18 protein-coding genes, 3 tRNA genes and 2 rRNA genes (1 of these 23 cut by a window edge) are annotated in these 25305 nt (G+C 42.2%); 9 read left to right on the top strand and 14 right to left on the bottom strand.

The features are described from left to right. Positions 1-699 precede the first annotated feature (699 nt). A complete protein-coding gene (locus L3Q70_RS00780; protein ID WP_193988130.1) occupies positions 700-1716 on the bottom strand; it encodes a site-2 protease family protein in 1017 nt (338 codons plus the stop codon). A gap of 171 nt (positions 1717-1887) precedes the next feature. Between L3Q70_RS00780 and L3Q70_RS00775 the strand changes: the two genes are divergently transcribed. After that, positions 1888-3114 carry an EAL domain-containing response regulator gene (locus L3Q70_RS00775; RefSeq protein ID WP_083515273.1) on the top strand — a complete coding sequence of 409 codons (1227 nt, stop codon included), beginning with the start codon at positions 1888-1890 and terminating at the stop codon, positions 3112-3114. On the opposite strand, the gene L3Q70_RS00770 is transcribed toward L3Q70_RS00775, so the two are convergent. Further along, positions 3111-4175, bottom strand: a complete 1065-nt coding sequence (locus tag L3Q70_RS00770) for a hemolysin family protein (RefSeq protein ID WP_062568189.1) — start codon at positions 4173-4175, stop codon at positions 3111-3113. The two genes, L3Q70_RS00775 and L3Q70_RS00770, sit on opposite strands and share 4 nt — an antisense overlap. A 145-nt stretch (positions 4176-4320) precedes the next feature. Here L3Q70_RS00770 and L3Q70_RS00765 point away from each other — a divergent pair, with 145 nt between their 5' ends. Together L3Q70_RS00765 and L3Q70_RS00760 are read left to right on the top strand one after the other, a co-directional pair. After that, on the top strand, positions 4321-6816 hold the full coding sequence (locus L3Q70_RS00765) for a S9 family peptidase (RefSeq protein WP_237114691.1): 2496 nt from the start codon (positions 4321-4323) through the stop codon (positions 6814-6816). 164 nt (positions 6817-6980) lie between these two features. Then, entirely contained in the window at positions 6981-7685 is a 705-nt protein-coding gene (locus L3Q70_RS00760; RefSeq protein WP_062568187.1) for a response regulator transcription factor, read from the top strand. 4 nt (positions 7686-7689) lie between these two features. Here L3Q70_RS00760 and L3Q70_RS00755 read toward each other — a convergent pair whose 3' ends face one another. From L3Q70_RS00755 to nudE, 7 genes are all read right to left on the bottom strand, one after another. Further along, complete coding sequence (locus tag L3Q70_RS00755) at positions 7690-9201, bottom strand: YifB family Mg chelatase-like AAA ATPase (protein ID WP_062568186.1); 1512 nt, start codon at positions 9199-9201, stop codon at positions 7690-7692. 37 nt (positions 9202-9238) lie between these two features. Continuing rightward, positions 9239-9853 carry a trimeric intracellular cation channel family protein gene (locus L3Q70_RS00750; protein ID WP_062568185.1) on the bottom strand — a complete coding sequence of 205 codons (615 nt, stop codon included), beginning with the start codon at positions 9851-9853 and terminating at the stop codon, positions 9239-9241. Between the two features lie 1022 nt (positions 9854-10875). Continuing rightward, positions 10876-10952, bottom strand: a tRNA-Met gene (locus tag L3Q70_RS00745). 63 nt (positions 10953-11015) lie between these two features. Next, positions 11016-11092, bottom strand: a tRNA-Met gene (locus L3Q70_RS00740). Between the two features lie 61 nt (positions 11093-11153). Beyond that, positions 11154-11230: transfer RNA gene (locus L3Q70_RS00735), tRNA-Met, on the bottom strand. A gap of 240 nt (positions 11231-11470) precedes the next feature. After that, positions 11471-12268 carry a 3'(2'),5'-bisphosphate nucleotidase CysQ gene (gene cysQ / locus L3Q70_RS00730; RefSeq protein WP_062568266.1) on the bottom strand — a complete coding sequence of 266 codons (798 nt, stop codon included), beginning with the start codon at positions 12266-12268 and terminating at the stop codon, positions 11471-11473. Then, positions 12261-12833, bottom strand: coding sequence for an ADP compounds hydrolase NudE (gene nudE, locus L3Q70_RS00725; RefSeq protein WP_193989015.1), 573 nt, complete (start codon positions 12831-12833; stop codon positions 12261-12263). Before nudE ends, cysQ begins: the two co-directional genes overlap by 8 nt. A 61-nt stretch (positions 12834-12894) precedes the next feature. Here nudE and yrfG point away from each other — a divergent pair, with 61 nt between their 5' ends. Further along, the gene (gene yrfG / locus L3Q70_RS00720) at positions 12895-13578 is read left to right on the top strand and encodes a GMP/IMP nucleotidase (RefSeq protein ID WP_237114690.1); all 684 of its coding nucleotides are present in this window, start codon (positions 12895-12897) and stop codon (positions 13576-13578) included. Here the strand turns inward: yrfG and L3Q70_RS00715 are convergent. Then, positions 13566-14186, bottom strand: a complete 621-nt coding sequence (locus L3Q70_RS00715; protein WP_237114689.1) for a dUTP diphosphatase — start codon at positions 14184-14186, stop codon at positions 13566-13568. The two genes, yrfG and L3Q70_RS00715, sit on opposite strands and share 13 nt — an antisense overlap. Positions 14187-14308: 122 nt before the next feature. On the opposite strand from L3Q70_RS00715, the gene L3Q70_RS00710 reads away from it, so the two are divergent. After that, positions 14309-14938 carry a peroxiredoxin-like family protein gene (locus L3Q70_RS00710; protein ID WP_237114688.1) on the top strand — a complete coding sequence of 210 codons (630 nt, stop codon included), beginning with the start codon at positions 14309-14311 and terminating at the stop codon, positions 14936-14938. 32 nt (positions 14939-14970) lie between these two features. Here the strand turns inward: L3Q70_RS00710 and L3Q70_RS00705 are convergent, their stop codons facing one another. Together L3Q70_RS00705 and L3Q70_RS00700 are read right to left on the bottom strand one after the other, a co-directional pair. Continuing rightward, a complete protein-coding gene (locus tag L3Q70_RS00705) occupies positions 14971-15339 on the bottom strand; it encodes a YacL family protein (RefSeq protein ID WP_193988125.1) in 369 nt (122 codons plus the stop codon). A gap of 123 nt (positions 15340-15462) precedes the next feature. After that, the gene (locus L3Q70_RS00700) at positions 15463-15687 is read right to left on the bottom strand and encodes a hypothetical protein (RefSeq protein WP_062568272.1); all 225 of its coding nucleotides are present in this window, start codon (positions 15685-15687) and stop codon (positions 15463-15465) included. A gap of 259 nt (positions 15688-15946) precedes the next feature. On the opposite strand from L3Q70_RS00700, the gene uvrD reads away from it, so the two are divergent. From uvrD to L3Q70_RS00680, 4 genes are all read left to right on the top strand, one after another. Then, positions 15947-18112 carry a DNA helicase II gene (uvrD, locus tag L3Q70_RS00695; protein WP_062568273.1) on the top strand — a complete coding sequence of 722 codons (2166 nt, stop codon included), beginning with the start codon at positions 15947-15949 and terminating at the stop codon, positions 18110-18112. Next, positions 18090-20159: a GNAT family N-acetyltransferase gene (locus tag L3Q70_RS00690; protein WP_237114687.1), complete on the top strand. Its 2070-nt coding sequence runs from the start codon at positions 18090-18092 to the stop codon at positions 20157-20159. The genes uvrD and L3Q70_RS00690 overlap by 23 nt, the downstream gene beginning before the upstream one ends. Positions 20160-20166: 7 nt before the next feature. Next, complete coding sequence (locus tag L3Q70_RS00685; protein ID WP_237114686.1) at positions 20167-21252, top strand: ABC transporter substrate-binding protein; 1086 nt, start codon at positions 20167-20169, stop codon at positions 21250-21252. Between the two features lie 61 nt (positions 21253-21313). Beyond that, positions 21314-22162: a CZB domain-containing protein gene (locus tag L3Q70_RS00680; RefSeq protein ID WP_062568276.1), complete on the top strand. Its 849-nt coding sequence runs from the start codon at positions 21314-21316 to the stop codon at positions 22160-22162. Positions 22163-22333: 171 nt separating this feature from the next. Here the strand turns inward: L3Q70_RS00680 and rrf are convergent. Beyond that, a 5S ribosomal RNA gene (gene rrf / locus L3Q70_RS00675) occupies positions 22334-22448 on the bottom strand. A 127-nt stretch (positions 22449-22575) separates the two neighbouring features. Further along, positions 22576-25305: ribosomal RNA gene (locus tag L3Q70_RS00670) — 23S ribosomal RNA — on the bottom strand; it runs 155 nt beyond the window's last position.

Raw genomic sequence — 25305 nt, 5'->3', positions numbered from 1 at the left:
ATACCAAAAGCTTACTTATTCGTCCCATAATTTTTATCTGTATATTTTATAAAGTCGGATTCGTGTGTCCTAACCTTTCCTAAAAAGTCCATAAAAAGTAACATGTTTAAGTTTTTGAGAGCAAACAAGTGTTTACTTTCACGCTGTATCATTCGCTATACCAGCGTCCATTAAACTAGCTTTTTTCATATCTACCTACATAGAAACCGATAGAAAAACTTAAAAAGATTATACAAACTAATGATAGTGTTTCCGGTATGCTCTTATTTAGCTTAAATTCAATGCCTATATATGTAATCACTCCTGTAGATATTAGTAAAAATAATACGCGGTAGAGATGCTTCATTTCATACCTCCAAAACGGATAGAGTGATAAGGCGCCCTAAATGTAGTAAGGAATCATAATGATTTAAACTTTAAACGAGCACTCCAATCAATGTGCCTTGTTCTCACATAATTTCAGCCTTAAACAGCTTTCCATTGGCGTGACTCGTAAGTGGTGCTCATGCAATTGCAAAGTAATCGGAAAGCACAGATATTTAACTTAAATTTCTACCCTACTTTATGTAAATAGGATAACTCCTAAAATAAGTACGGAATATAGAGGGTTCATGTCAGTAAATTCGAATAAATGGCTCAGGAACATTCCGATTAATTTTATAGTGCTATTTCAAATTAACTCAGCGCGAAAACAATAAACTAACTTGATAAAATTTTCATTGGTAGGCTTAAGATTGCGCTTTGTGAATCAGCAAAGTGCATCATCACGGCTACATGGCCTGCGACCACCAGCGCATACATCACAGTTGAGAAGGTTTGCCCATAAGTATCTAATGGTACAAGGTGTGAATTATGGCGTTCACGCCACTCAAAAAGTATTTCCAGCGCACCAATAAACAAGAAAAACACTAACAACGTCAGTCCGAAAGTGTAGCTAAGCCAAAGGCCTAATAACACACCCACTAAACACATTGTTAGGCCAATCCACGAGCGCATTGAGAAACTAATACTTTTCAGCACATGCCCCCCATCTAGAGGGAGAATTGGTAATAAATTGAAGAGATTAAGTAGTGCACTTAATACTGCTACACCCGCGAATATTTCCATCTCAGTTGCGTAATAAAGCACCACTCCCAGTACTGATGTGATCAAACCAAATGCTGGCCCCATCAATGAGATAACAACATCTTGCCAACGGGTCGTAATTTTATCGTCTGAAACAGCAAGCCCGCCGACAAATGGAATTAAGTAAATACCTTTGGTTTTTATACCAAAATACTTCATCGCTCTGACATGCCCATATTCATGCACAACCAAGCACCCTATTAGCATCAACGCAAACTCTATCGAGAATAGCCATGCATAACCCGCTACGGATGCTCCAGCAAGTGCTGCTTTAACAACTTTTGCACTTTTAAATAATTTAAACGCTAAAGCGACAAGGCCAATAACGCTTCTTTTGGGTTTAGTAGGTGTCATCGTGGGTATCACTAATCGGTGAGCAAACTGCTGATTTATGTAAATAGCTAAGCAGCGGTTATCAACATTACACGTATCTAAGCCAACTCGCTCACCTCGAAAGTCAAACTCATACATATACTGCTTGGGCGACTCAAAGGTAATAGCTTGTTGATGATGAAAAAGTCCTACTAATTGCGAACCTTTAAGGTGCAAGGTAAAAATTTCATCTGCTAGACTTAGCTGTATCGTTATCATAATGATTTTAAACGCTATTGTTGTATTAAGCTATTACATTTAGAAAAAGCAAAATTCCGGATTATTGACAATATTTCTAAAGTAGCGTTTTTTTTCATCACTGACCAGTTATAAAACATGACGAACTCCTTTTTTCCTACTACTTTTAAAGAAGATTAATTTATTCATGGAGTGAATAAGGTGAAATCAAACCGACATATACTTGTAGTAGATGACTCCAAAGCAATTTTAATTGTTATGCAAGCCATACTAAATGAGCTCGAGATAACAAATATCACAACCTGCTTAAGTGCAACTGATGCGTTGGAGAAAATCAAAAAAGCACCCCATTACTTTGATGCCGTATTTACAGATTTAAATATGCCAGATATGGATGGGATGGAGCTTATTCGACACTTAGGTGAAATGAAATACAATGGTGCGATAGCCATTATTTCTGAAATGGATCCAAAAGTCATTGATTTAGCGGCAGATTTGGCACGTAAGCATAACGCCCACTTGATTGGCAACATTTCGAAACCTGTACAATTGAATCAGGTTTATTTATTGCTGCAAAAACTTGAGCATTTTTCTGTTCACATTGAACGTACAAAATCACCTATTTCAGAGTCGCTGCTCCTGCATGCGATAAGTCACAATGAAGTGCTTCCTTATTATCAGCCCAAAATCAATCGCCATGATAATCGGGTAGAAAGCATTGAGGTATTGGCGCGTATAAACACCAGTAAAGAAGATGAAGTCGTCTTGCCAGATCGATTTATCTGCATTGCTGAAGACTTAGACCTCATTAACCTCATCACTTTTCAGTTATTCGAAAAAGCAACCAATGACTTTAATGAGATAAAAGAGCATTTTGATCCTAACTTAAAGCTGGCATTCAATTTATCACCTTCCCAGTTAGAAGACTTAAGCTGCCCTGATAAGTTAGCCCTGATCCTACACCTTAATAAACTCACTCCCAGTGAAGTGATATTAGAAATAACAGAACAATATGCTTTACGAAGTGCTGCACAGCTAGAAACGCTTAACCGCTTACGCATGAGGGGCTTTGGCATATCCCTTGATGATTTCGGTACAGGTTTTACAAACGTACAGCAACTAAAAACGCTGCCTTTTACTGAAATAAAAATTGATAGAACCTTGATCAGCAATATTGAAACCGATCAATTTTCACAAGTTATCGTCAGTAGTTTAGTAAATATTGCCATACAAGAGGACTTAGCGATTGTTGCAGAGGGCATCGAGCGCGTTGAAGAGCTTGATTACCTTGATAGGTATAAAGAGTTCATTCTTATGCAAGGTTTTTTACTATGCCGACCAAAATCCAAAGACGACTTTTTAAATTGGTCTTTATCATGGCGGCAAATGGTTAAAACGGCGGCTGGCTATAGGCGTTAGGGCTTACGCTTATCATCACTAACAATCGTATTGCTACTTTCTAGGCGCTGTCGCCAACGCTGCTTGGCAACATGCTGCATATTAGCTGACTGATCATGTTCATCAACTATTTCGAGGCCCATCAACGCTTCAATGAGATCTTCAAGGGTGACAATTCCTTGCACATCCCCGTACTCATCCACAACTAGGCAAATATGAGTACGTTCTGTCAACAGTGTTTCAAGCAAGGTTGGCACGTGTAATGTTTCTGGCACAGTATAGATAGGTTTTACTAACTTACTGATTTTATAGTCTTCGCCTAATCGGTGATAAGCAAGCATAATATCGTTCTTATGCACAAAGCCAATAATATCATCGCCATTTTGATCATACACCAGTACACGAGAAAATGACGAAGAGCCATATTCAGACAAGTACTGATTAACGGTTAAATCTTTATGTACTTTGAACAATACAGTACGTGGTGTCATGATGGTATCGAGCTTAGCGTGGCGAAAGTGCAATAAGCTTCTTATTATTTCAGATTCATCCTGACCAAGCGCTCCCGATTCCGTTCCAATATCCGCCATAGCTTCAATTTCTTGACGAATATAATAAGCTTCATCGTAATTTCGACCTAAGAAACGAGTAAGAATATCTGCAAACCAGACAAAGGGTTTTAACATAAACACCAAGCCAACTAAGCCAAGGCTGACAATAGGCGTCAGAGCGCGCCAATAATTAGCGCCTAATGTTTTAGGGATGATCTCAGACAGCACCAACACTAATAACGTCATAATAGCTGATGCAACGCCCACGGCAGCATCAGAAAAAACCACGGCTGCTTGAGCCCCAACCCCCGCAGCACCTGCGGTATGAGCAATGGTATTGAGAGTTAAAATAGCGGCAAGCGGCTGATCTATATTATCTTTAAGTTTGGAGACACGTTTAGCTAAATGAGGCTGTTGTTTACGTATTAATGCAACATAGCTGGGCGTAATGCTTAATAACACCGCCTCCATCACAGAACACAAAAACGAAATCGTAATGGCGACGACCATGTAAACAAGTAAAAGTGTCACTATCTATCCTCACTTTGGGGTAACTTGCTCACCTTAACAAGTGTATGACTTAACCTCAAACCCTGATTGCATTCTAACGCAGAGCACTTTTTGGCTTTTTTAGCGCGTGCTATATTAGCTCAAATTACCGACTATAGGCTCAATTATGACGTTTAGAAGAACTTGGCAGAGTAAGTCTACCCATTTAAAAATAACACTGGGTGCATTCGTACTCAGTGCCCTAAGCACAACCTCTTTGGCAGACCCAATCGACAAATCAGCCATTCAGTTTATTGGCCCACTTGCAGAAGATATGCAACTGAAGCCGTATCAAACCGATCATCGCGATGCCATCATCGCAAACTTATTGCCAAGCTTACAAACAAGCAGTGACAGTATACATTTGTTTGGTAATGACGTTGACTGGCAAGCATTCGACAAAGTCAGTGCGTTAACCCTTGGAGGGTTACAAGCACTTAAATTCACAGCGTCAACAGATCGATTCAGTGAAGGCACATTGACCTTAAAAGGCATTGAAAACGCTCAGCTATTTATTGATGGCGAAAAACAAACAGAAAAAAATCAAGCCTACGAATTAGCCTTAAGCCAAGGCGATCATCAAATTGTTATCGTTACGGAGCAAGTCGCAAACTGGAATCAGGTGGAGCTTGATTTTACAGCTAAATCTGAACTAGACGCTATACAATTTAGCGCTAAACAGCAACATGGTTTATCGGCTAAGCAATTATTCGATGCGCCGACAATTAGCTTTGTGTCAATGGCACCCAGTGGCGATTATTTTATCACGAGCAAACGTCATTACGAAGATGCAACCGCCAACCAAGCTCAATATGTTACAGAGCTTAAAGACGCCAAGAACAATACTCTGTATCGTTTCGAGTCAGCTCAGCCAAGTAGTATAACTTGGAGCCCTGACAGCAAACGTTTAGTGTATCTATTAAATGATGAGCTTAAGCGCTTAAATCTAAAAACCATGCAGCTGAGTGTCATCGCTAAAAACCTCTCTGGAGCGAACGGCTTTCAATTTTATGACCAAAACAGCTTGATCTTTAGCTGGTCAAAATCACCTGAAGATAATGGTAAGCTCACTAAGCACTATCAAGGTCTACAAGATCGCTGGTCGTATGCTCGTACGACATCACAAGTCTATTTACTTGATATTGCCACAGGTCTTAGCAAAATAGTAAGCCAAGGCCCACTTAGCCACTCACTTGAAGACTTTGATGCCAAACGTGGCAGCATATTAATGAGTCGCTCAGCACAAGCAATGCAACTATCACCCGAGCCAGCAACTGAGCTGGTTGAATTAAACCTGGCGACATCAGCGCTCAATGTACTTGGTCAATTTAAAACCTTTAATCAGGCTAAATACACAAACGAAGGGATTTATGTAACGGCAGGCCCTGACTTTAACAATGGTTTAGGGCGTAACCTACCACAAGGCATGCTTGCTAATAACTACGATGGGCAACTTTACCTTTTAAGTCGTGATGGTAAAAAAGCCACAGCGTTAAGCAAAGAATTTAATCCTGCAATTGGCCAACTCAATGTACTTGAAAATGGTGATGCACTTATAAAAGTTACAGAACAAGATACAGTACAACTTTACCAGTATGACCTCAGTAAAAAGCGCTTTAATAAGGTGAACGCCGGCTTTGATGTTGTTGAGCAATTTAGTTATTCAAAAGAACGCAACCCCAGCATTTTGCTCACTGGCACTACAGCTTCAACACCTCAGCAACTGAAACAACTAAGCCTAGGTAACAGCCGCGCGAAAATATTGTGGGATTCAAAACCGATCGCCTATAAAGATACTGCCATTGCCTCACTTGAAGAGTTTAACTTTACCAATAAAGACGGTATTGAAATTAAAGGCCGCGTTTACTTGCCGCACAACGTAGATAAAAGCAAAAAATACCCTGCACTGGTCTATTATTATGGCGGTACATCACCCGTTACTCGTGGTTTTACAGGTCGTTATCCATTTAACTTGTGGGCTGAGCATGGCTATGTTGTTTATGTTGTGCAACCAACGGGCGCAACAGGCTTTGGCCAAGAGTTCTCAGCTAAACACGTAAATGCATGGGGTGAGTACACAGCGAACGATATCATCGATGGCACAAAGGCGTTTTTAAACCAGTATCACTTCGTAGATAGCAAACGTGTTGGCAACTTAGGTGCGTCCTATGGTGGCTTTATGACTATGCTACTGGCTACCAAAACAGATATGTTTAGTGCCTCAATCGCCCATGCTGGCATTTCTAATATTACGTCGTATTGGGGACAAGGCTGGTGGGGGTACTTATACTCTAACGAGGCGTCTAAAAATAGCTTTCCTTGGAATAACCCAGCCCTTTACAGCCAACATAGTCCTGTTTTTCATGCCGACAAGGTGACCACTCCATTATTATTACTGCATGGTGATTCGGATACGAATGTACCGGTTGGGGAAAGTCACAATATGTACACGGCATTAAAGTTACTAGGAAAAGATGTCGAACTCATTGAGTACAAAGGCGCAGACCATCAGATATTTGCACGCGACAAACGCTTTGATTGGTGGGACACCATGCTCGCTTATTTCGATAAAAATCTAAAAGAGCAGCCACAATGGTGGCAATACCTTTACGCTGAAAAGTAGATTTTTATATAGTTGAGTACTACAAAAGTACTCAACTTTTCTTTCACTTTACGACACCTAACTAATTAAATTGTAAGAAATAGTTATAAACCTATCCATTACACTTCTCACTCTTTGTCATACAGTGCTAACATAACAACAAATCAAGTGTGAAATAGAAGCTAATGACTATTCAAGTTTTATTGGTTGAAGATGACGAGCTACTCGTCAAACGTATTCTCAACCATTTTAAAGAGACTGAATTTGAGATTGAGGTAGACTCAACAGGTGCCGATGCACTGGGCATTGTGCAATCCCGCGCCCCTTCACAAAATGCAATCTCTTTAGCTGTCATCGATATAGTACTACCCAAACGTGATGGTCTGCTATTAGCAAAAGAACTCAACGCGCTCACAGAAATTGGCGTAATTATGCTATCAAGCAGAGACTCTCAAGCCGATCGCATTGCAGGGCTTGCCCAAGGTGCAGATGACTACATATGTAAGCCCGTAGACTTACTTGAGCTCGAACTTAGAATGCGTGCCCTTCACAAACGTCTAAAGAGCTCTCAAAACGATGATGAAAGCGAAGAGTTTATTGAATATGCCGACTTCAAGCTACACCCTGATAATCGAACCTTGATTACCCCCAACGGTGAAGAGTCGCGCCTAACAGAAGCTGAACACAAAGTACTTATTTGCTTAATTGCAAATGCGGGTAAAGCAACATCACGTGAAAAGATATCTGAAGAGATTGGTCAACCAGATTGGAGCCCAAGTGATCGCACCGTCGATGTATTGATTGGTCGACTACGTAAAAAATTAAGTGATGAAAAGGATCAGAAGCGTATTGTTACAGTACGTGGTAAAGGTTACATGTTATCGATTTAAACTTTTAGAGTTGCGTTAGCTGACTAATTAGCCGCTCAAATGCCCGATAATTTAATGCTTCTTTTAGCTCACTTAAGGTTATATTTGGCTGCGCTTTTAAATCGCTGATGGTGCGTGCCACTTTAATTACCCGATGATAAGAGCGAGGCGATAAAGCCAGTTTTTCACTGGCTTTAGCTAAAAACTGAAGCTCTGCGGCTGCTAAAATACAGTAACGATTCATTTCTTTATTATTCAAACGCGCATTCACTTTGCCTTGTCTTTCAAGCTGAATTGCGTAGGCACGCTCAACACGTGAGCGAACTTGCTCACTGCTTTCTTCTATTTCAGTACTTTGTAGTTGGCTACTGGTTAATCTTGGCAACTCAATTTGTAAATCAATACGATCGATAAATGGCCCTGACACCCGAGATAAGTAACGTAGCACTTGATCGGGCGTCGCTCGCTTATCTGTGTGGCTACCTGTTGGGCTTGGGTTAAGGGCTGCAATCAACTGAAATTGCGAAGGGAACTCCATTTGCCTCGCGGCTCTTGATATCGTTACTACGCCCGTTTCCATAGGTTCACGCAATGAGTCGAGTACTTTTCTCTCAAATTCAGGCAGCTCATCCAAAAAAAGCACTCCATTGTGGGCTAATGAAATTTCCCCTGGCTTTGGGTTTGACGAACCACCAACAAGTGCGACTGCTGAACACGTATGATGAGGATTGCGAAAGGGACGCTCACGCCAATTCGCTAAATCGACTGATTGACCAATAATTGAATAAAGCGCTGCGGTACTAATCGCTTCATCGTCAGACATGGCGGGCATAATTGTCGGCATACGCTGTGCGAGCATAGATTTGCCTGTACCCGGAGGGCCTAAAAATAACAAATTATGCCCACCAGCAGCGGCAATTTCTAATACGCGTTTCGCGCCTGGTTGCCCTTTAACATCGCTTAAATCGAGGAGAGATTCCCTATCTAATTCCTGCTCTGGGTATTCAATATTCAAAGGAAGGGGTTGCTGGTTAAGTAAGTCGTTCCAGACATCCTGAATAGAATATACTGCTTTTCGTGCGACCCCAGAAACAAGACTCGCCAAGGAGTCATTATCGGCAGGAAGAAAGCAACAACGGCCTTTCTCTTTAGCACCGAGCACGGAGGGCAAAATCGCATTCACACCTCTAACTTCCCCATTTAAGGCAAGCTCACCATAAAATTCATAACGATGAATATCGGGACAACTAATCTGCCCTGATGCCACCAAGATGCCTACGGCGATGGCTAAATCAAAGCGCCCTCCCTCTTTAGGCAAGTCTGCGGGTGCTAAATTAACCGTGATCCGCTGATCAGGAAAGCCAAACTGTGAGTTTTCAAGTGCGCTTCTTACGCGATCTTTCGCTTCCTTCACAGATGTTTCGGGCAGACCAACTATATGAAAAGCCGGTAAACCATTACCTAAATGCACTTCAACTATGACTTCTGGTGCTTGTACGCCTATTTGTGCACGAGAAAAAATACGAGCTAATGACACGTTTAATCTGTCCCTATAACAAGTCCTAAGTTATAGTTTAATCAGAATATTTAAAAATATGCAACGTTAGCCGCCATTTCATCGCCGCCAGTCGTAAAACAAGCGTCACTAGCATTGCAATCACCATAGCAAGCTCTGTTACAAAACCAAAAGAAATACCCAGCGTATAAGCGACTCCGCCTGCAATACAGGTAATTGCGTATAACTCACCTTTTAATAGCATAGGCATATTACCTGCGAGCACATCACGGATCATGCCGCCGAAGCAACCTGTAATAACGCCCATAATAATAGCCGTTGTGTCAGGCATACCTGCCAACATTGCTTTTTGAGCGCCCATAACAGCAAAAAACGCCAGACCAAATGCATCTGCTATCTGTAGCGTATTAAATTCAATCGAACGCTGCTTATTAATTAAACGTGTAGTAACAAATACCGAAAATAAAATAGCCCAAAAATAGCTTTGATCATGTAACCAAAAAACAGGAACATCTAGGATTAAGTCACGCAACGTACCACCACCAATTGCCGTTACGGTGGCAAGTACAACAACCCCAAACCCATCCATTTTTTTATCATAGGCCAGCAGCGTACCTGATACAGCAAATACAGCCACGCCAATTAAGTCAAACCAGTGGTAAAGTTCAGTCATACTTGTAACTAAAAAGTAATTTTACCTACCTTGTAACATAAACGTTTCAATCTTTTAAGAGAAGATTATGCAAGTCACTAAACGTAGCAGAAGGAAAATATCAATCCGTTTAATCAAGAGAGCTATTTTGAAGCAAGAAACCATATTATTAATAGGCAATGATTTCGTATTATTACCTATTAGTACAAACATTATGATGAGATAAAAAGATTTTTTCGATACTCAAGAGCACCTTCACTTTCTTATAGGCATAAAAAACACGCTTTCGCGTGTCTAGTATTACATATTCATTTTTAATTTCAGCTGGTTGCGGGAGCTGTGAATTTTGAGGGCGAACCGACGACCTTTGGGTTTTGAGCCTGAGCAGCTGAATTTCAGGCATAAAAAAACACGCTTTCGCGTGTCTAGTATTACAGATTAATTTTTAATTTCAGTTGGTTGCGGGAGCTGTGAATTTTGAGGGCGAACCGACGATCTTTGGGCTATGAACCTGAAGTTCAGGTATAAAAAAACACGCTTTCGCGTGCCTAATGTTACGTATTAATTTCAGTTGGTTGCGGGAGCTGTGAACTTTGAGGGCGAACCGACGATCTTTGGGCTATGAACCTGAATTCCAGGCATAAAAAAACACGCTTTAGCGTGTCTAGTATTACAGATTAATTTTTAATTTCAGTTGGTTGCGGGAGCTGTGAACTTTGAGGGCGAACCGACGATCTTTGGGCTATGAACCTGAAGTTCAGGCATAAAAAAACACGCTTTCGCGTGCCTAATGTTACGTATTAATTTCAGTTGGTTGCGGGAGCTGTGAACTTTGAGGGCGAACCGACGATCTTTGAGCTATGAACCTGAAGTTCAGGTATAAAAAAACACGCTTTCGCGTGCCTAATGTTACGTATTAATTTCAGTTGGTTGCGGGAGCTGTGAACTTTGAGGGCGAACCGACGATCTTTGGGCTATGAACCTGAAGTTCAGGCATAAAAAAACACGCTTTCGCGTGCCTAATGTTACGTATTAATTTCAGTTGGTTGCGGGAGCCGGATTTGAACCGACGACCTTCGGGTTATGAGCCCGACGAGCTACCAGGCTGCTCCATCCCGCGCCTGAAATTATTAAGTTTATTTTACTTCTCACTTAATTTAAGAAGTCAGCCAATTCAAAGAATTGGTTGCGGGAGCCGGATTTGAACCGACGACCTTCGGGTTATGAGCCCGACGAGCTACCAGGCTGCTCCATCCCGCGCCTGAATATTAAGTTTATTTTACTTCTCACTTAATTTAAGAAGTCAGCCAATTCAAAGAATTGGTTGCGGGAGCCGGATTTGAACCGACGACCTTCGGGTTATGAGCCCGACGAGCTACCAGGCTGCTCCATCCCGCGCCTGTATGTTTAAAGTCCCAGAAGCCGGATTTGAACCGACGACCTTCGACTTCAGGTATTTGCGAGTCCGACGAATGATTTATCATTCTGCTCTATCACGCACCTGTAATCTCTCAGTAACAACAGCATGTTATTGATGCCTTGTTTCGAAGAGAGCGCTATCATATAGCAATAAGATTAGAAATCAAGAGTTATAGTAATAAAACACCACCAAACGAACAAAAAGCACACAAAGTGCCGTTAAAAAGCTCGTTGGTGAGGACTTATCATTTTTTGCCACTCCCAATCAGGGTGGCCCATAACGATAAAATCTGGGTTTTCTGTGCTTTCTCGTTGATTGTAAGTTAAAGGATTAAATTCAGCATCTGTAATGCAGCCACCCGCTTCTTCAACAATCACTTGAGATGCGCCTGTATCCCACTCTCCTGTTGGCCCTATGCGTAAAAAACAATCCGCTTTACCTTCTGCAATAATACAGGCTTTTAATGAGCATGAGCCTAATGCGACCGTTGCAAACTGGGTATTTAAATACTGACTTACCGCTTCAATTTTTTGTCGACGACTTACAGCTAAAGTTAAATTATCAGGTGTTGCAACCGAAATTTTCTGATCTTGGCCATTTTCACGCTTAAACGCGCCTTGCTGATAAGTTGCAAAATAAGTAACGTGCCTCGCTGGCCAATGGATAACACCTAATACTGGACGATTATTTTCAATCAGTGCGATATTAACTGCAAAATCACCACTTTCTAAAATAAACTCCCCAGTCCCATCCATGGGATCTAGCAACCAGTATTGCTGCCAATGCTTTCTGTCAGCAAGTGCAGGGATTGGCGTTTCCTCTGACATAATAGGAATATCTGGTGCCAACGCTTTTAATCCTGCCATCAATACTTCATTTGACGCTAAATCAGCTTTAGTTACGGGCGTATGATCGGACTTTTGCTCGGCACCAATATCATCTTGCTGATAAATAGCCATAATGGCATCACCTGCTTGTTCAGCTAGACGAATGCAAGGCTCTAAAAAATCACTCATTGGTAGCTCCCGACTCTAAGTACTTTGTTAATAATAGCAAAGCTGCAACACTTCGTGCTTCTGTAAAGTCCTCTTGTTGTAATAAAGACGGCCAATCATTCATCGGCCACTTCACAACAACAAGTGGCTCTGGTTCATCCCCTGGTAAGGTTTCAGAGTAGAGATCTTCGGCATACAAAATATGCATAGTGGCATTAAAGTAACTAGGTGCCATGCTGACTTTTTTAAGGGCGGCAAAATGGTTAGCACCAAAGCCGACTTCTTCTTTAAGCTCACGATTTGCAGCTTGTTCAGGAGTTTCACCCGGATCAATTAAGCCTTTAGGAAAGCCCAGTTGATAATCATTAGTGCCGGCACAATATTCTCGCACCAATAACAGCTCATTATCAGCCGTTACAGGCACAATCATGACGGCACCTCTTCCGCCACCACGAATTCGTTCGTATTGCCTTTGCTCGTCATTTGAGAACTTCAATTCGAGAGATTCAACAGTAAACAGTCGACTTTTAGCGACAACTTCATTAGACAAAATTTGCGGTGGTGTAGGATGCTTTTTCTGTGTCATTGGCATTAATTTGCTATCATGGCAGTTATGCTCATCATAAATCTTTTAAAGTGAATTGCCTATGTTAAATTGGTCAAAAATCGATACTGTGTTGTTAGATATGGATGGCACCCTACTCGATTTGCATTTTGATAATTATTTCTGGCTTACTGTTATTCCCGAGCAATATGCGCGTAAGCATAAAATGAGTTTAGACGAAGCAAAAGCAGACATTCTGCACCGCTATCAACAAGTGCATGGGCAAATTAATTGGTATTGTTTAGATTATTGGCAACAGCAACTTGATTTACCCATCATGGCGCTTAAACGCGACATTCAACATTTAATAAAAGTGCGTGATGACGTACCGCCGTTTCTAACGGAGCTTAGAAAAGCAGGCAAGCAATTGATCATGCTTACTAACGCGCACCCAGATTGTGCCATGTTAAAGTTTGAACACACTGCTATTGATAATTACTTAGATGGGGTAATTTCAACTCACCAATATGGCGTGAGTAAAGAGCATCAACCATTATGGCAACAAGTGCACCAAGAATGGCAATTTGATAAGAAACGGACTTTATTTGTCGATGACAGCCCTGCCGTGCTCGATGCAGCAAAAGAGTTTGGTATTGGCCATATTCTTGCGGTTGCCAACCCAGATAGTCAACAACCGCACAAGCAGTTCGATGGCTTTTTATCGACCATCGATTTTCGCGAGTTTATGCCCGTTATAAATGAGCATAAACACGTTTATTTAGGGTAACGCTGCTCTAAGCCTTGATAAACAAGCTTTGCAAAATCTACATGCTCTGTATCTAGGCTTTTAACAACTTCCACTAAGTGTTCATTGTCTTCTTGGCCGTTCCATACTTTGATATAGCTACCATCTTTGTAGCCATGATCTTGGCGGAAGAAGTTTAAGGTGTTTTTACCAACGTAGCCGCGGTATAAATCATCGATATCCATACCGATTTGCGCCATACAACCTGCAAATGCAGCTGCATTAAAGCGCTTTTCAGCGACTGCTGACGCAGCTAACTGCTCTAGTGTTTGTTTAAAGTCATCCGCTTGCACTGGCGCACTTAATTCCGCTTCAAGTTGCGCGGCTAATTGCTCATAGCTGGTTTCACCATCAATGCGCAAAGATAAACCAAAATGGAAAATATCAACTAACTCTAAAATAACTTGTTCAGTATCTGGAGTTTGTTTTTTCCACCACTTCCAACCATAGTGATCAAGCATTTCAGCACACTCAACCCAAATTGCACGATACCACTCAAAACCTTGGCTAAACCATTGCTCATGAACTTTGGTATTCATCGCATTTTGCATTTCGAGCATAACAACGAGTTTTTGTAAATTAGCAGACATTCTTTATCCCAACTTGCATTTTTTATTTGCCTATATACTACAGTTAAATTTGGCATTGATGAAATAAAAACACCTATAAACTGGTCGTTTGTAAAATCGAGAAAGAATCATTAAGGAACCTAATGTTTAGATCACTACTTATTACTGCATTGCTTGCACTATCTAGCCAAGCAATTGCAGCTACCGCAACGAATATTGCAAACTCAGCTGAACAAGTTAGTCCATTACTGCCAGGCTTGACTATACAAAATGTTGACTTAAAAGATCAGTTTGGAAAAAGCGTTTCTTTAGGTGAACGTTTTAAAGAAAAAACCACGGTATTGATTGTTTATCGGGGCGGTTGGTGCCCATATTGTTCAAGACAATTAGCCAGTGTGCAAAAAATTGAAAAGCAATTAGCAGACCTCAATGCACAAATTATCGCGATATCGCCAGATAGCCCAGAGAAGCTAGCTGAAAGCAAAATATCCTCTCCAAATTATCAACTTTTATCTGATGATAGCTTGGCATTGAGCCAGCAATTAGGCTTGGCATTTTATCTAGACGCTAAAACCGCTAAAATCTATCGCAATAAGCTTGGCGTTAACTTTGTGTCACTAGATGGCGAAGCAAAGGTGGCTTTACCTGTACCGGCTGTTTTTGTGGTTAACACAAAAGGATTAATTCACTTTCAGTATGCTAATCCAAATTATAAAGTACGTTTAACTGAAGACTTATTGCTTGCGGCTGTTAAATCAGTCAATGAACAATAAACTAGCCACAGATAAGCAGAATCTGTTTCTGCTTATCGCCCTTGGGTAAACTCTTGCCAAGACTCAATTAAATCAACAAAGTCTTCAAAACCACAGCCACTGCATAAGCCCTCTTCTTCGAGCATTAAATCATCATCTTGATAGGCGACTAAGTCTTCGTTGTCTTGATGTAGTGCATGGGCTTCAAATAACGCTTCATCTTTACTTAAAATCAAATCAATTTCTTGGCCTTGTAAGGTTAAAGGCTCATGGCTACACTTAACTGCAGCAATTAAAGCTTGCACCATTGCGACTTTTTCTTTTCCGATTTCTTCATTCAGCCAACGACCAATAACGCCGTGTTCAGAAGAGATTTTAATGCGTAAACCGCTAATTGGGTCACGGATAAATTGATATTCCATGAAGGGGACTCGTAATACGTTAATACGCTGATTATACCGTTTGCAGCTATACGTGGCGAGTTTTGCAGCCCTAAAAACAACACGAGCGCCAATGTGGCGCCCGTATTTAAGCTATTCAAACAGCTAGAGTCGTGATCTAAAGCGTGCGGCATCAATGATTGCCCATAAATAAACAATCGGCAGTAACACAAAGCCGATCGCGACATAAATTAGTGCGCCACTGATAACCCAAGCTAAAAAGAATGCAATCGCCGCCATTAAACGACCTTGTACCAACTGCCCTAAGCCAGGGAAAAAGATATTACAAATTGCTGCGATTACATTACCACCAGAACCTTGCTCTGCCATACTAACCTCTGTAGTTTTTAATGATTATACTTTTAATAAACACACTTTATGCCAACTTATTATAGCTTACAAATCAAAGTGTTAAAAAATAGCGTTATTTTGGTTTTAGTTCTTTTTGCTAAAAATAAGTCAAATTCACAATTTTTATACTCCAATTTTAATGACTTGCCAAAATAGCTGTTTATAAAAACAGTATTTTATTTAGCCTTGCATAAACACCTGTTATACTCCCTTCATTATAGATTGAAAAGGCGTAACGATGGACGTTTCTGAATTACTCGATGGCTTAAATGATAAACAACGGGATGCAGTCGCAGCCCCATTGCAAAACATGCTAGTGCTTGCAGGCGCAGGTTCTGGCAAAACTCGAGTACTCGTTCATCGCATCGCATGGCTCATGCAAGTTGAACAAGCTTCTGCATACAGCATTTTTGCGGTCACGTTCACCAACAAAGCCGCCAAAGAAATGCGTACCCGTGTAGAAGAAACGCTTAAAGCACCAGTTGGTGGTATGTGGATTGGTACTTTCCATGGTTTATCTCACCGTATTTTGCGCGCCCATCACCGTGAAGCGAACTTACCAGAAAGCTTTCAAATCTTAGATTCTGACGATCAACAACGTATGATCAAACGCTTACTTAAAGCGATGAACATCGATGACAAAAAGTGGCCTGCAAAACAGTTTGGTTGGTATATCAGCGCGAAAAAAGACGAAGGCCTACGCCCGAAAGACATTCAAGCTTACGATATCAATGAGCAGATGATGCTAAAAGTCTATGCTGCATATCAAGAAGCGTGCGATCGTGCTGGTTTAATCGACTTTGCTGAAATACTACTGCGCTGCTACGAAGTGCTTAAAAATCACCCGACACTTTTACGTCATTATCAGCAACGCTTTGCTCACATGTTGGTAGACGAGTTCCAGGATACCAATACAATCCAGTACGCTTGGTTAAAGTTACTCGCAGGTAATACGAATAGTATTATGATCGTAGGTGATGATGACCAAAGTATCTATGGCTGGCGTGGCGCAAAAATTGAGAATATCAAACGCTTTTTAACTGACTTCGAAGCCGAAACGATTCGCCTTGAACAAAATTACCGCTCAACAGCAACCATCTTGAAAGCATCAAATGCACTGATCAAAAATAATGCTGAACGCATGGGTAAAAGCCTTTGGACAGACGGCAATGACGGTGAGCCTATTTCTGTTTACGCTGCTTTTAATGAATTAGACGAAGCCCGCTTTGTTAGCAGCAAACTACGTAGCTGGCTAAATGCGGGTAATGCATTACAAGATGCCGCCATTTTATACCGTAATAACGCGCAATCTCGTGTACTTGAGGAAGCGATGCTGCAAGAAGGTTTAAAATACCGTATTTATGGCGGTATGCGCTTCTTCGAACGCCAAGAGATCAAAGATGCTCTTTCGTACTTACGTTTGGTGGGTAATCGCCAAGATGATGCCGCTTTCGAGCGCGTTATTAATACCCCTGCCCGTGGTATTGGTGATAAAACACTAAGCCATATCCGTGATTGTGCACGGAATGAGTCTCTGCCACTTTGGTATGCTGCAAAAGCAATTATCGAGCAACAACACTTATCTGGCCGTGCAGCAAGTGCAGTGACTAAATTCTTAGAGCTTGTTGAACATATCGAAGATAAGATCAGCGACCTCACCTTAGAGGAGCAAGCTAAATACGCCATTCAAACCTCGGGGTTAATGGCTATGTATCAAGCTGAAAAAGGCGAAAAAGGCCGTGCTCGCGTAGAAAACTTAGAAGAACTTATTAGTGCATGTGGTCAATATGAGCTCCCTGAAGATGAAGAGTTCAGCTCACCACTACAGGGCTTTTTGGCCTATACCTCACTAGAGTCTGGTGAAGGTCAAGCCGATGAGCACGAAGATGCTGTGCAAATGATGACACTACACTCAGCAAAAGGCCTAGAATTTCCACTGGTATTTATGGTTGGTGTTGAAGAGGGCATGTTCCCATCACAGCAAAGTAACGAAGAGTCTGGCCGTTTAGAAGAAGAGCGTCGTTTATGCTATGTTGGCATGACCCGTGCGATGGAGAAATTATACATTAGTCACGCAGAAAGCCGTCGTTTATATGGGCAAGAAAAATACCACAGCCCATCACGCTTTTTACGCGAAATGCCTGAAGATTGCATCGAAGAAATTCGTATTAAAACACAGGTTTCTAGACCACCTGCGGCAGGTCGCTTTAGCCCATCAGTAACCCATGCGGCATTTGAAGACAGCGGCTTTAACTTAGGTCAACGCGTATTACACGCCAAATTTGGCGCAGGTACCGTACTCAATTACGAAGGTAGTGGCGCACAATCACGTATTCAAGTGAACTTTGATGACCTAGGCAGCAAATGGCTTGTAACACAGTATGCAAGACTTCAAGCCTTATAATGAATACATAGCAGCACTGTGTAACGAGCTGACGCTTGCAAAGCATCGCCAGCTCGTTATCGTGCAAGGCAGCGAAACTTGGTGCTACCAGTTCGCAAGCCAACTAGCGCTTAACAATACCTATATTTTAAGCGCTAGCTCACGATTAGCAAATAGTGAGTTTCCAAAACATGCTCACCAAATTCTTGGCCAAGAGTTTCAACACGCAATTTTCGATGGTTTTAGCGGCTTATATGTGGATAAACTGGCCGCGCTTGCAGGTACCGTAAAAGCAGGTGGTGTACTGATCTTATTGCTACCAGAGGACAATCATTGGCAAGACCCTGCACTCACAAGTATTACTTCTTATGGCGAAGAAATTACGCATAGCTTTTTTAATCAACGCTTTTTTACAAAGTTGAAGCTACAGCGACATTATTTTACTGAGCACTCAGTCCCAGCCTACCAATCAGTATCGCCAGCAACCGCTGAGATAAATTATCAGCAACAACAGGCGTGTGTTGAGCAAATAATTAAAACTGCGACAGGACGCGCTAATAGGCCCTTAGTTATCAGTGCAGATCGGGGCCGTGGTAAGTCAGCCGCTTTAGGACTTGCAGCTGCTAATCTGCAAGATAAAAAAATCCTGATTTGTACAACGCAAGCCAAAGCTGTGCAAACTAGCTTTAAACATTTAGCATCTGAGCTTGGTATAACTAAAGAGCAAAACTGTAAGCAACTGGCTAACCTTAGCTATATTGCGCCAGATTCACTGTTAGATGAAAAGCCTGACTGCGATCTGTTATTTGTCGACGAAGCTGCGGCTATCCCGGTTTCTATACTACTGCAAATTCTGAAAAGTTATCCGCGAATTGTGTTTGCTAGCACTATGGTTGGTTATGAGGGAAATGGGCGAGGTTATACGCTACGCTTTTTACATTACTTACGTAGCCAATTTAAATCGCTAAAAACAATTACGCTTGAGGAACCAATTCGTTTTGCAAAGCGCGATCCGCTAGAAAATAGTATACGCGAACTATTATTACTCGATGCAAAGTACCTAGACACGCATAGTAGTAAGCAGTACCAATTTGAAAACATCAGCAAAGAGCAACTTGTTGATGATGAGCAGCTACTTAGCCAAATAATGGCACTACTCGCGCTGGCTCATTACCAAACCACAGTGAATGATTTGCGCCAACTGCTTGATGCGCCCGAGTTACAGCTCTCTATCTGTAAGCAAGAAAATACATTAAAAGCAGTGTGTTTGGTGGCTGTTGAGGGAGGGTTAACGACTGAAATCGCAGAGCAAGTAAAAACAGGTAAGCGCAGACCACATGGCCATTTAATGGCACAAACCATTACTCAACTGAGCCAGAATACAGAAGATTTATGTAAACGCTCTGCAAGAGTTGTGCGAATCGCTGTCGCACCAGAGTGCCATCAGCAAGGTGTAGGTTCAAGCCTCTTAAATTACTGCGAAAAACAGCTAGATAATTGCGACTATTTCGGTGCGAGCTTTGGCGCAAATGCATCTCTGGTTAAGTTTTGGCAAAGTAATGGTTTTAAGGTCATTAAGTTGGGGTTTGGCCACGATAAAGCAACTGCGGAACATTCGGCTTTAGTAATAAAGCCACTTACCCGCCAAGCTAGGCACTCAGTAACTCAACTCAATAATGAGTTTAAACACGACTTTTCTTTACAGCTTTTAGGCCACTTTAGCCACTTACCGTGGCAGCTGATTGCTGAGTTACTACCTCATTTTTCACAAAGTGAATGCCCGGCTGCATTACTAACTAGAGCTGAGCGCCTTTTAAACACTGAATTCACGTTATTTTCTGCTCAACCGCTACTGTGGCAACTGTTCTGGCATACACCAATTAGTCTACACTTGCTTAATAAAGATACAAAACGCATACTTATTCGGCTAATATTACAGCAAACTGGTATCGAACACTTCATTAATGAAGCGAGTTTGTCAGGAAAAAAAGCATTAAACACACAATTCAAAACCGCAGTGCAAGGTTGGTATGCTCACTTTAAATTACTCCATAATATCGACAATTAAGAGCATATTGTTTTCTCTTTCACTTTTATCTACTTTGGGTCATGCCGAAGACACTCTTCCCCCTATTAAATTAGGTATGTCTACAGCACTATCAGGGCCTGCAAAAGAAATTGGCGAGCAATTAGCTTTCGGCAGTAATATTTATTTCGATAAGATAAATGCTGATAGCGGTATTGATGGTCAAAATATCCACCTCATCATTGCTGACGACGGGTACGAGCCCAAAAATACGGTTGTAAACACACGGCAATTTTTATTTAGTGATAACATCCACGCTATTTTTGGTTCGATGGGAACACCGACTGCACATGCAATTAAACCTTTACTCGACAGGCATCGCGTCCCCTTTTTGATGCCTTTCACGGGTGCTGACTTTCTTCATAATAATTCAATGCCAAATGTATTTAACTTACGTGCCAGCTATCAAGATGAAGCGTCTGAACAAATCGACTACTTGGTAAAAGAACGCCAACATGAAAAAATTGCATTAATGATTCAAGCTGATGAATTTGGTTATGTTGTTGAAAGTAATTTAATTTTAGCTTTAGAAAAATATGGAATAAAACCTATTGAAGTTGCCCGCTTTAAACGCAATAGCGAAGATGTTGCAAAGGCACTTACGCAACTTAAACAAAGTAAAGCGACTGCAATCTGTATGGTAGGCACATACAAACCGTTAGCTGAGTTTATCAATACAGGCTACCAGCAAGGCTTCACACCCGACTACACCGCCGTTTCGTTTGCATCAAGCCATGAACTATACAAGCGAATTAACCATCCAAGCAATATTATGGTCACGGAAGTCGTCCCCGATCCTAATCTGTGCGATAACGCTTGGTGCGTGCAATTTAATGAAGATATTAAACCCTACCAAAGAAAGCCAAATCGCATAATTTTTGAAGGTTACTTGAATGCTGTGGCACTGGTTAGTGCTGCCCAAAAGTGCTCTCCCCCTTTAAATAACCAATGCTTACTTTCCAAGTTAAATGCACTATTTGATGAAGATACTGACTTTGCAAGGTTATTCAGTGAACAGACTGGCAATAGTGATAAAAAAATTTATCGCTCATATTTTAAAAGTAATCAAGATTAACTACTGCTAAATCAGAATAATGTTCTATGCTTTAAAGACTTAATAAGGCTTTGAGGGAAATATGGATCTGATTAATTTTCGTGTTGGCCATAAGACCATTTCACTTAAAATACTCGATATTCTTCTAACAGAACGTTATGAAGATAACCTAACGTCTCTACCCAATGAAAATAAAAGCTTTATTGGTGTTAAAGACTACATGGATACACCCACTCCTATATTTGACTTAGGCATTGTACTTAACAACCAATCGACCCATAAAACAAATGCTGCGTTAACAGATTTATTAGCTGAGAAAGAAAAAGAGCACCAACTCTGGTTAAACGCCTTAGAAGAAAGCTTACTAACTGGTGTTGCTTTTACACAATCAACTGATCCAGAAAAATGTGCTTTTGGCCGTTGGTATAGTAGCTTCAAAACAGACAATGAAGATTTGCAAAACATTCTTAACAAATTTGATACGCCTCACAGAGCACTACATGCCATGGCTGGAGAGTTACTCGAACTACAAAAAACTCTATCTAAGGATAAGTTAATCCATATATTTGAAGAGAAAAAGAGACATATTTTTAACCAACTAATACGTTTATTTGAGTCTGCTAGAGAGCAAATAATCCTCGACTACAAACCTATTATTATCTTCACCACTAAAGATGGCATCACACCACACATAGGATTACTGGTTGATAAAGTAGAAGACAACATCAACGTTAAAAAAGAAGATATTAAACCCTTAGATAAGTTAACCTCCGTCGGCTTTGATGTAGACCCACAAACAAAAAATATGATGCGCGGCTTAATCAAAATGAAAAATAAGCATACGTTACTGATTGATCCAAGCGCTATATTCCGCCCAGAACATCTTGCAAACCAAGAAGAGGAAGAAACCGAGGCCTACGGGTTGTTTTAGTGACCATAGTGGCATAGGTGTACATGCCGTTTCACTATCAAAATACTAGCGCGTAGCAGCAGGTTCATCCCGCGTCATGGAGTGTCTATTCGTAGATAGCGCGCGATGTAAAATCGCCACCACATACGAAAAAACCCGTTGCATTGCTGCAACGGGCTTCTCTAATTAGGATCCTGGCGATGTCCTACTTTCACATGGCAAATGCCACACTATCATCGGCGCTGTTTCGTTTCACTACTGAGTTCGGCATGGGGTCAGGTGGGTCCAAAACGCTATTGTCACCAAGCATATTCTGGTCGTTAATCGCACTCGCAATTAACTAAAATTCGGAAATCTGATAATCGTAAATCTACTTTAGTATCTTAACTTCTGCTTTGCGTTGTTACGCTGCCACAAAACGCGTTTGGCGTTGTATGGTTAAGCCTCACGGGTAATTAGTACAGGTTAGCTTAATGGCTCACACCACTTCCACACCCTGCCTATCAACGTTGTAGTCTTCAACGGCCCTTCAGAGACTTTAAAAGTCTAGTGAGAACTCATCTCGAGGCCTGCTTCGCGCTTAGATGCTTTCAGCGCTTATCAGTTCCGAACGTAGCTACCGGGCAGTGCCATTGGCATGACAACCCGAACACCAGCGGTTCGTTCACTCCGGTCCTCTCGTACTAGGAGCAACCCCTCTCAATTCTCAAACGCCCACGGCAGATAGGGACCGAACTGTCTCACGACGTTCTAAACCCAGCTCGCGTACCACTTTAAATGGCGAACAGCCATACCCTTGGGACCGACTTCAGCCCCAGGATGTGATGAGCCGACATCGAGGTGCCAAACACCGCCGTCGATATGAACTCTTGGGCGGTATCAGCCTGTTATCCCCGGAGTACCTTTTATCCGTTGAGCGATGGCCCTTCCATTCAGAACCACCGGATCACTATGACCTACTTTCGTACCTGCTCGACGTGTCTGTCTCGCAGTTAAGCTGGCTTCTACCATTACACTAACCGTACGATGTCCGACCGTACTTAGCCAACCTTCGTGCTCCTCCGTTACTCTTTGGGAGGAGACCGCCCCAGTCAAACTACCCACCAGGCACTGTCCGTAATCCCGATCAGGGACCAACGTTAGAACATCAAAACTACAAGGGTGGTATTTCAAGGACGGCTCCACAAAGACTAGCGTCTCTGCTTCAAAGCCTCCCACCTATCCTACACATGTAGGTTCAATGTTCAGTGCCAAGCTGTAGTAAAGGTTCACGGGGTCTTTCCGTCTAGCCGCGGGTACACAGCATCTTCACTGCGATTTCAATTTCACTGAGTCTCGGGTGGAGACAGCGTGGCCATGGTTACACCATTCGTGCAGGTCGGAACTTACCCGACAAGGAATTTCGCTACCTTAGGACCGTTATAGTTACGGCCGCCGTTTACCGGGGCTTCGATCAAGAGCTTCGTCCGAAAACTAACCCCATCAATTAACCTTCCGGCACCGGGCAGGTGTCACACCGTATACGTCATCTTGCGATTTTGCACAGTGCTGTGTTTTTAATAAACAGTCCCAGCCACCTGGTCACTGCGGCTCCCGTCCGCTTAGAGAGCAAGTCTCATCACAGATAGGAGCGTACCTTCTCCCGAAGTTACGGTACGATTTTGCCTAGTTCCTTCACCCGAGTTCTCTCAAGCGCCTTAGTATTCTCTACCTGACCACCTGTGTCGGTTTGGGGTACGATTCGGTATAATCTGAAGCTTAGAGGCTTTTCCTGGAAGTATGGCATCAACAACTTCACACCCTTGGGTGCTCGTCTCGTGTCTCAGTCTTAAGAGTCCGGATTTTCCTAAACTCTCAACCTACTCACTTTCACATGGACAACCAACGCCATGCTTGTTTAGCCTGCTCCGTCCCCCCATCGCAATTATACCAAGTACGGGAATATTAACCCGTTTCCCATCGACTACGCCTTTCGGCCTCGCCTTAGGGGTCGACTTACCCTACCCTGATTAACATGGGATAGGAACCCTTGGTCTTCCGGCGTGCGGGTTTTTCACCCGCATTATCGTTACTCATGTCAGCATTCGCACTTCTGATACCTCCAGCATACCTCCCGGTACACCTTCAACGGCTTACAGAACGCTCCCCTACCACTCAAACAAAGTTTGAATCCGCAGCTTCGGTGCATAGTTTAGCCCCGTTACATCTTCCGCGCAGACCGACTCGACCAGTGAGCTATTACGCTTTCTTTAAAGGATGGCTGCTTCTAAGCCAACCTCCTGGCTGTCTGGGCCTTTCCACATCGTTTCCCACTTAACTATGACTTTGGGACCTTAGCTGGCGGTCTGGGTTGTTTCCCTCTTCACGACGGACGTTAGCACCCGCCGTGTGTCTCCCGGATAGTACTTTACGGTATTCGGAGTTTGCAAAGGGTTGGTAAGTCGGGATGACCCCCTAGCCTTAACAGTGCTCTACCCCCGTAAGTATTCGTCCGAGGCTCTACCTAAATAGATTTCGGGGAGAACCAGCTATCTCCCGGTTTGATTAGCCTTTCACTCCTAGCCACAGGTCATCCCCTAACTTTTCAACGTTAGTGGGTTCGGTCCTCCAGTTGATGTTACTCAACCTTCAACCTGCCCATGGCTAGATCACCGGGTTTCGGGTCTATACCTTGCAACTCAACGCGCAGTTAACGCTCGCTTTCACTACGGCTACCCTAATCGGTTAACCTCGCTACAAAATATAAGTCGCTGACCCATTATACAAAAGGTACGCAGTCACATAACAAGTATGCTCCTACTGCTTGTACGTACACGGTTTCAGGTTCTATTTCACTCCCCTCACAGGGGTTCTTTTCGCCTTTCCCTCACGGTACTGGTTCACTATCGGTCAGTTGGGAGTATTTAGCCTTAGATGATGGTCCACCTATATTCAGTCAAAGTTTCACGTGCTCCGACCTACTCGATTTCACTTAGATTGCATTTTCGTGTACGGGACTATCACCCTGTATCGTCAAACTTTCCAGAATGTTTCACTAACACAAAATAAGCTTAAGGGCTGGTCCGGTTTCGCTCGCCGCTACTTCCGGAATCTCGGTTGATTTCTGTTCCTACGGGTACTTAGATGTTTCAGTTCTCCGCGTTCGCCTCTTACACCTATGTATT

This window comes from Pseudoalteromonas sp. CF6-2, assembly GCF_021729425.1.
GTDB lineage: Bacteria > Pseudomonadota > Gammaproteobacteria > Enterobacterales > Alteromonadaceae > Pseudoalteromonas > Pseudoalteromonas arabiensis.
Note: the sequence above shows the minus strand (reverse complement) of the source record. Positions and strands in the feature narration are given on the sequence as shown.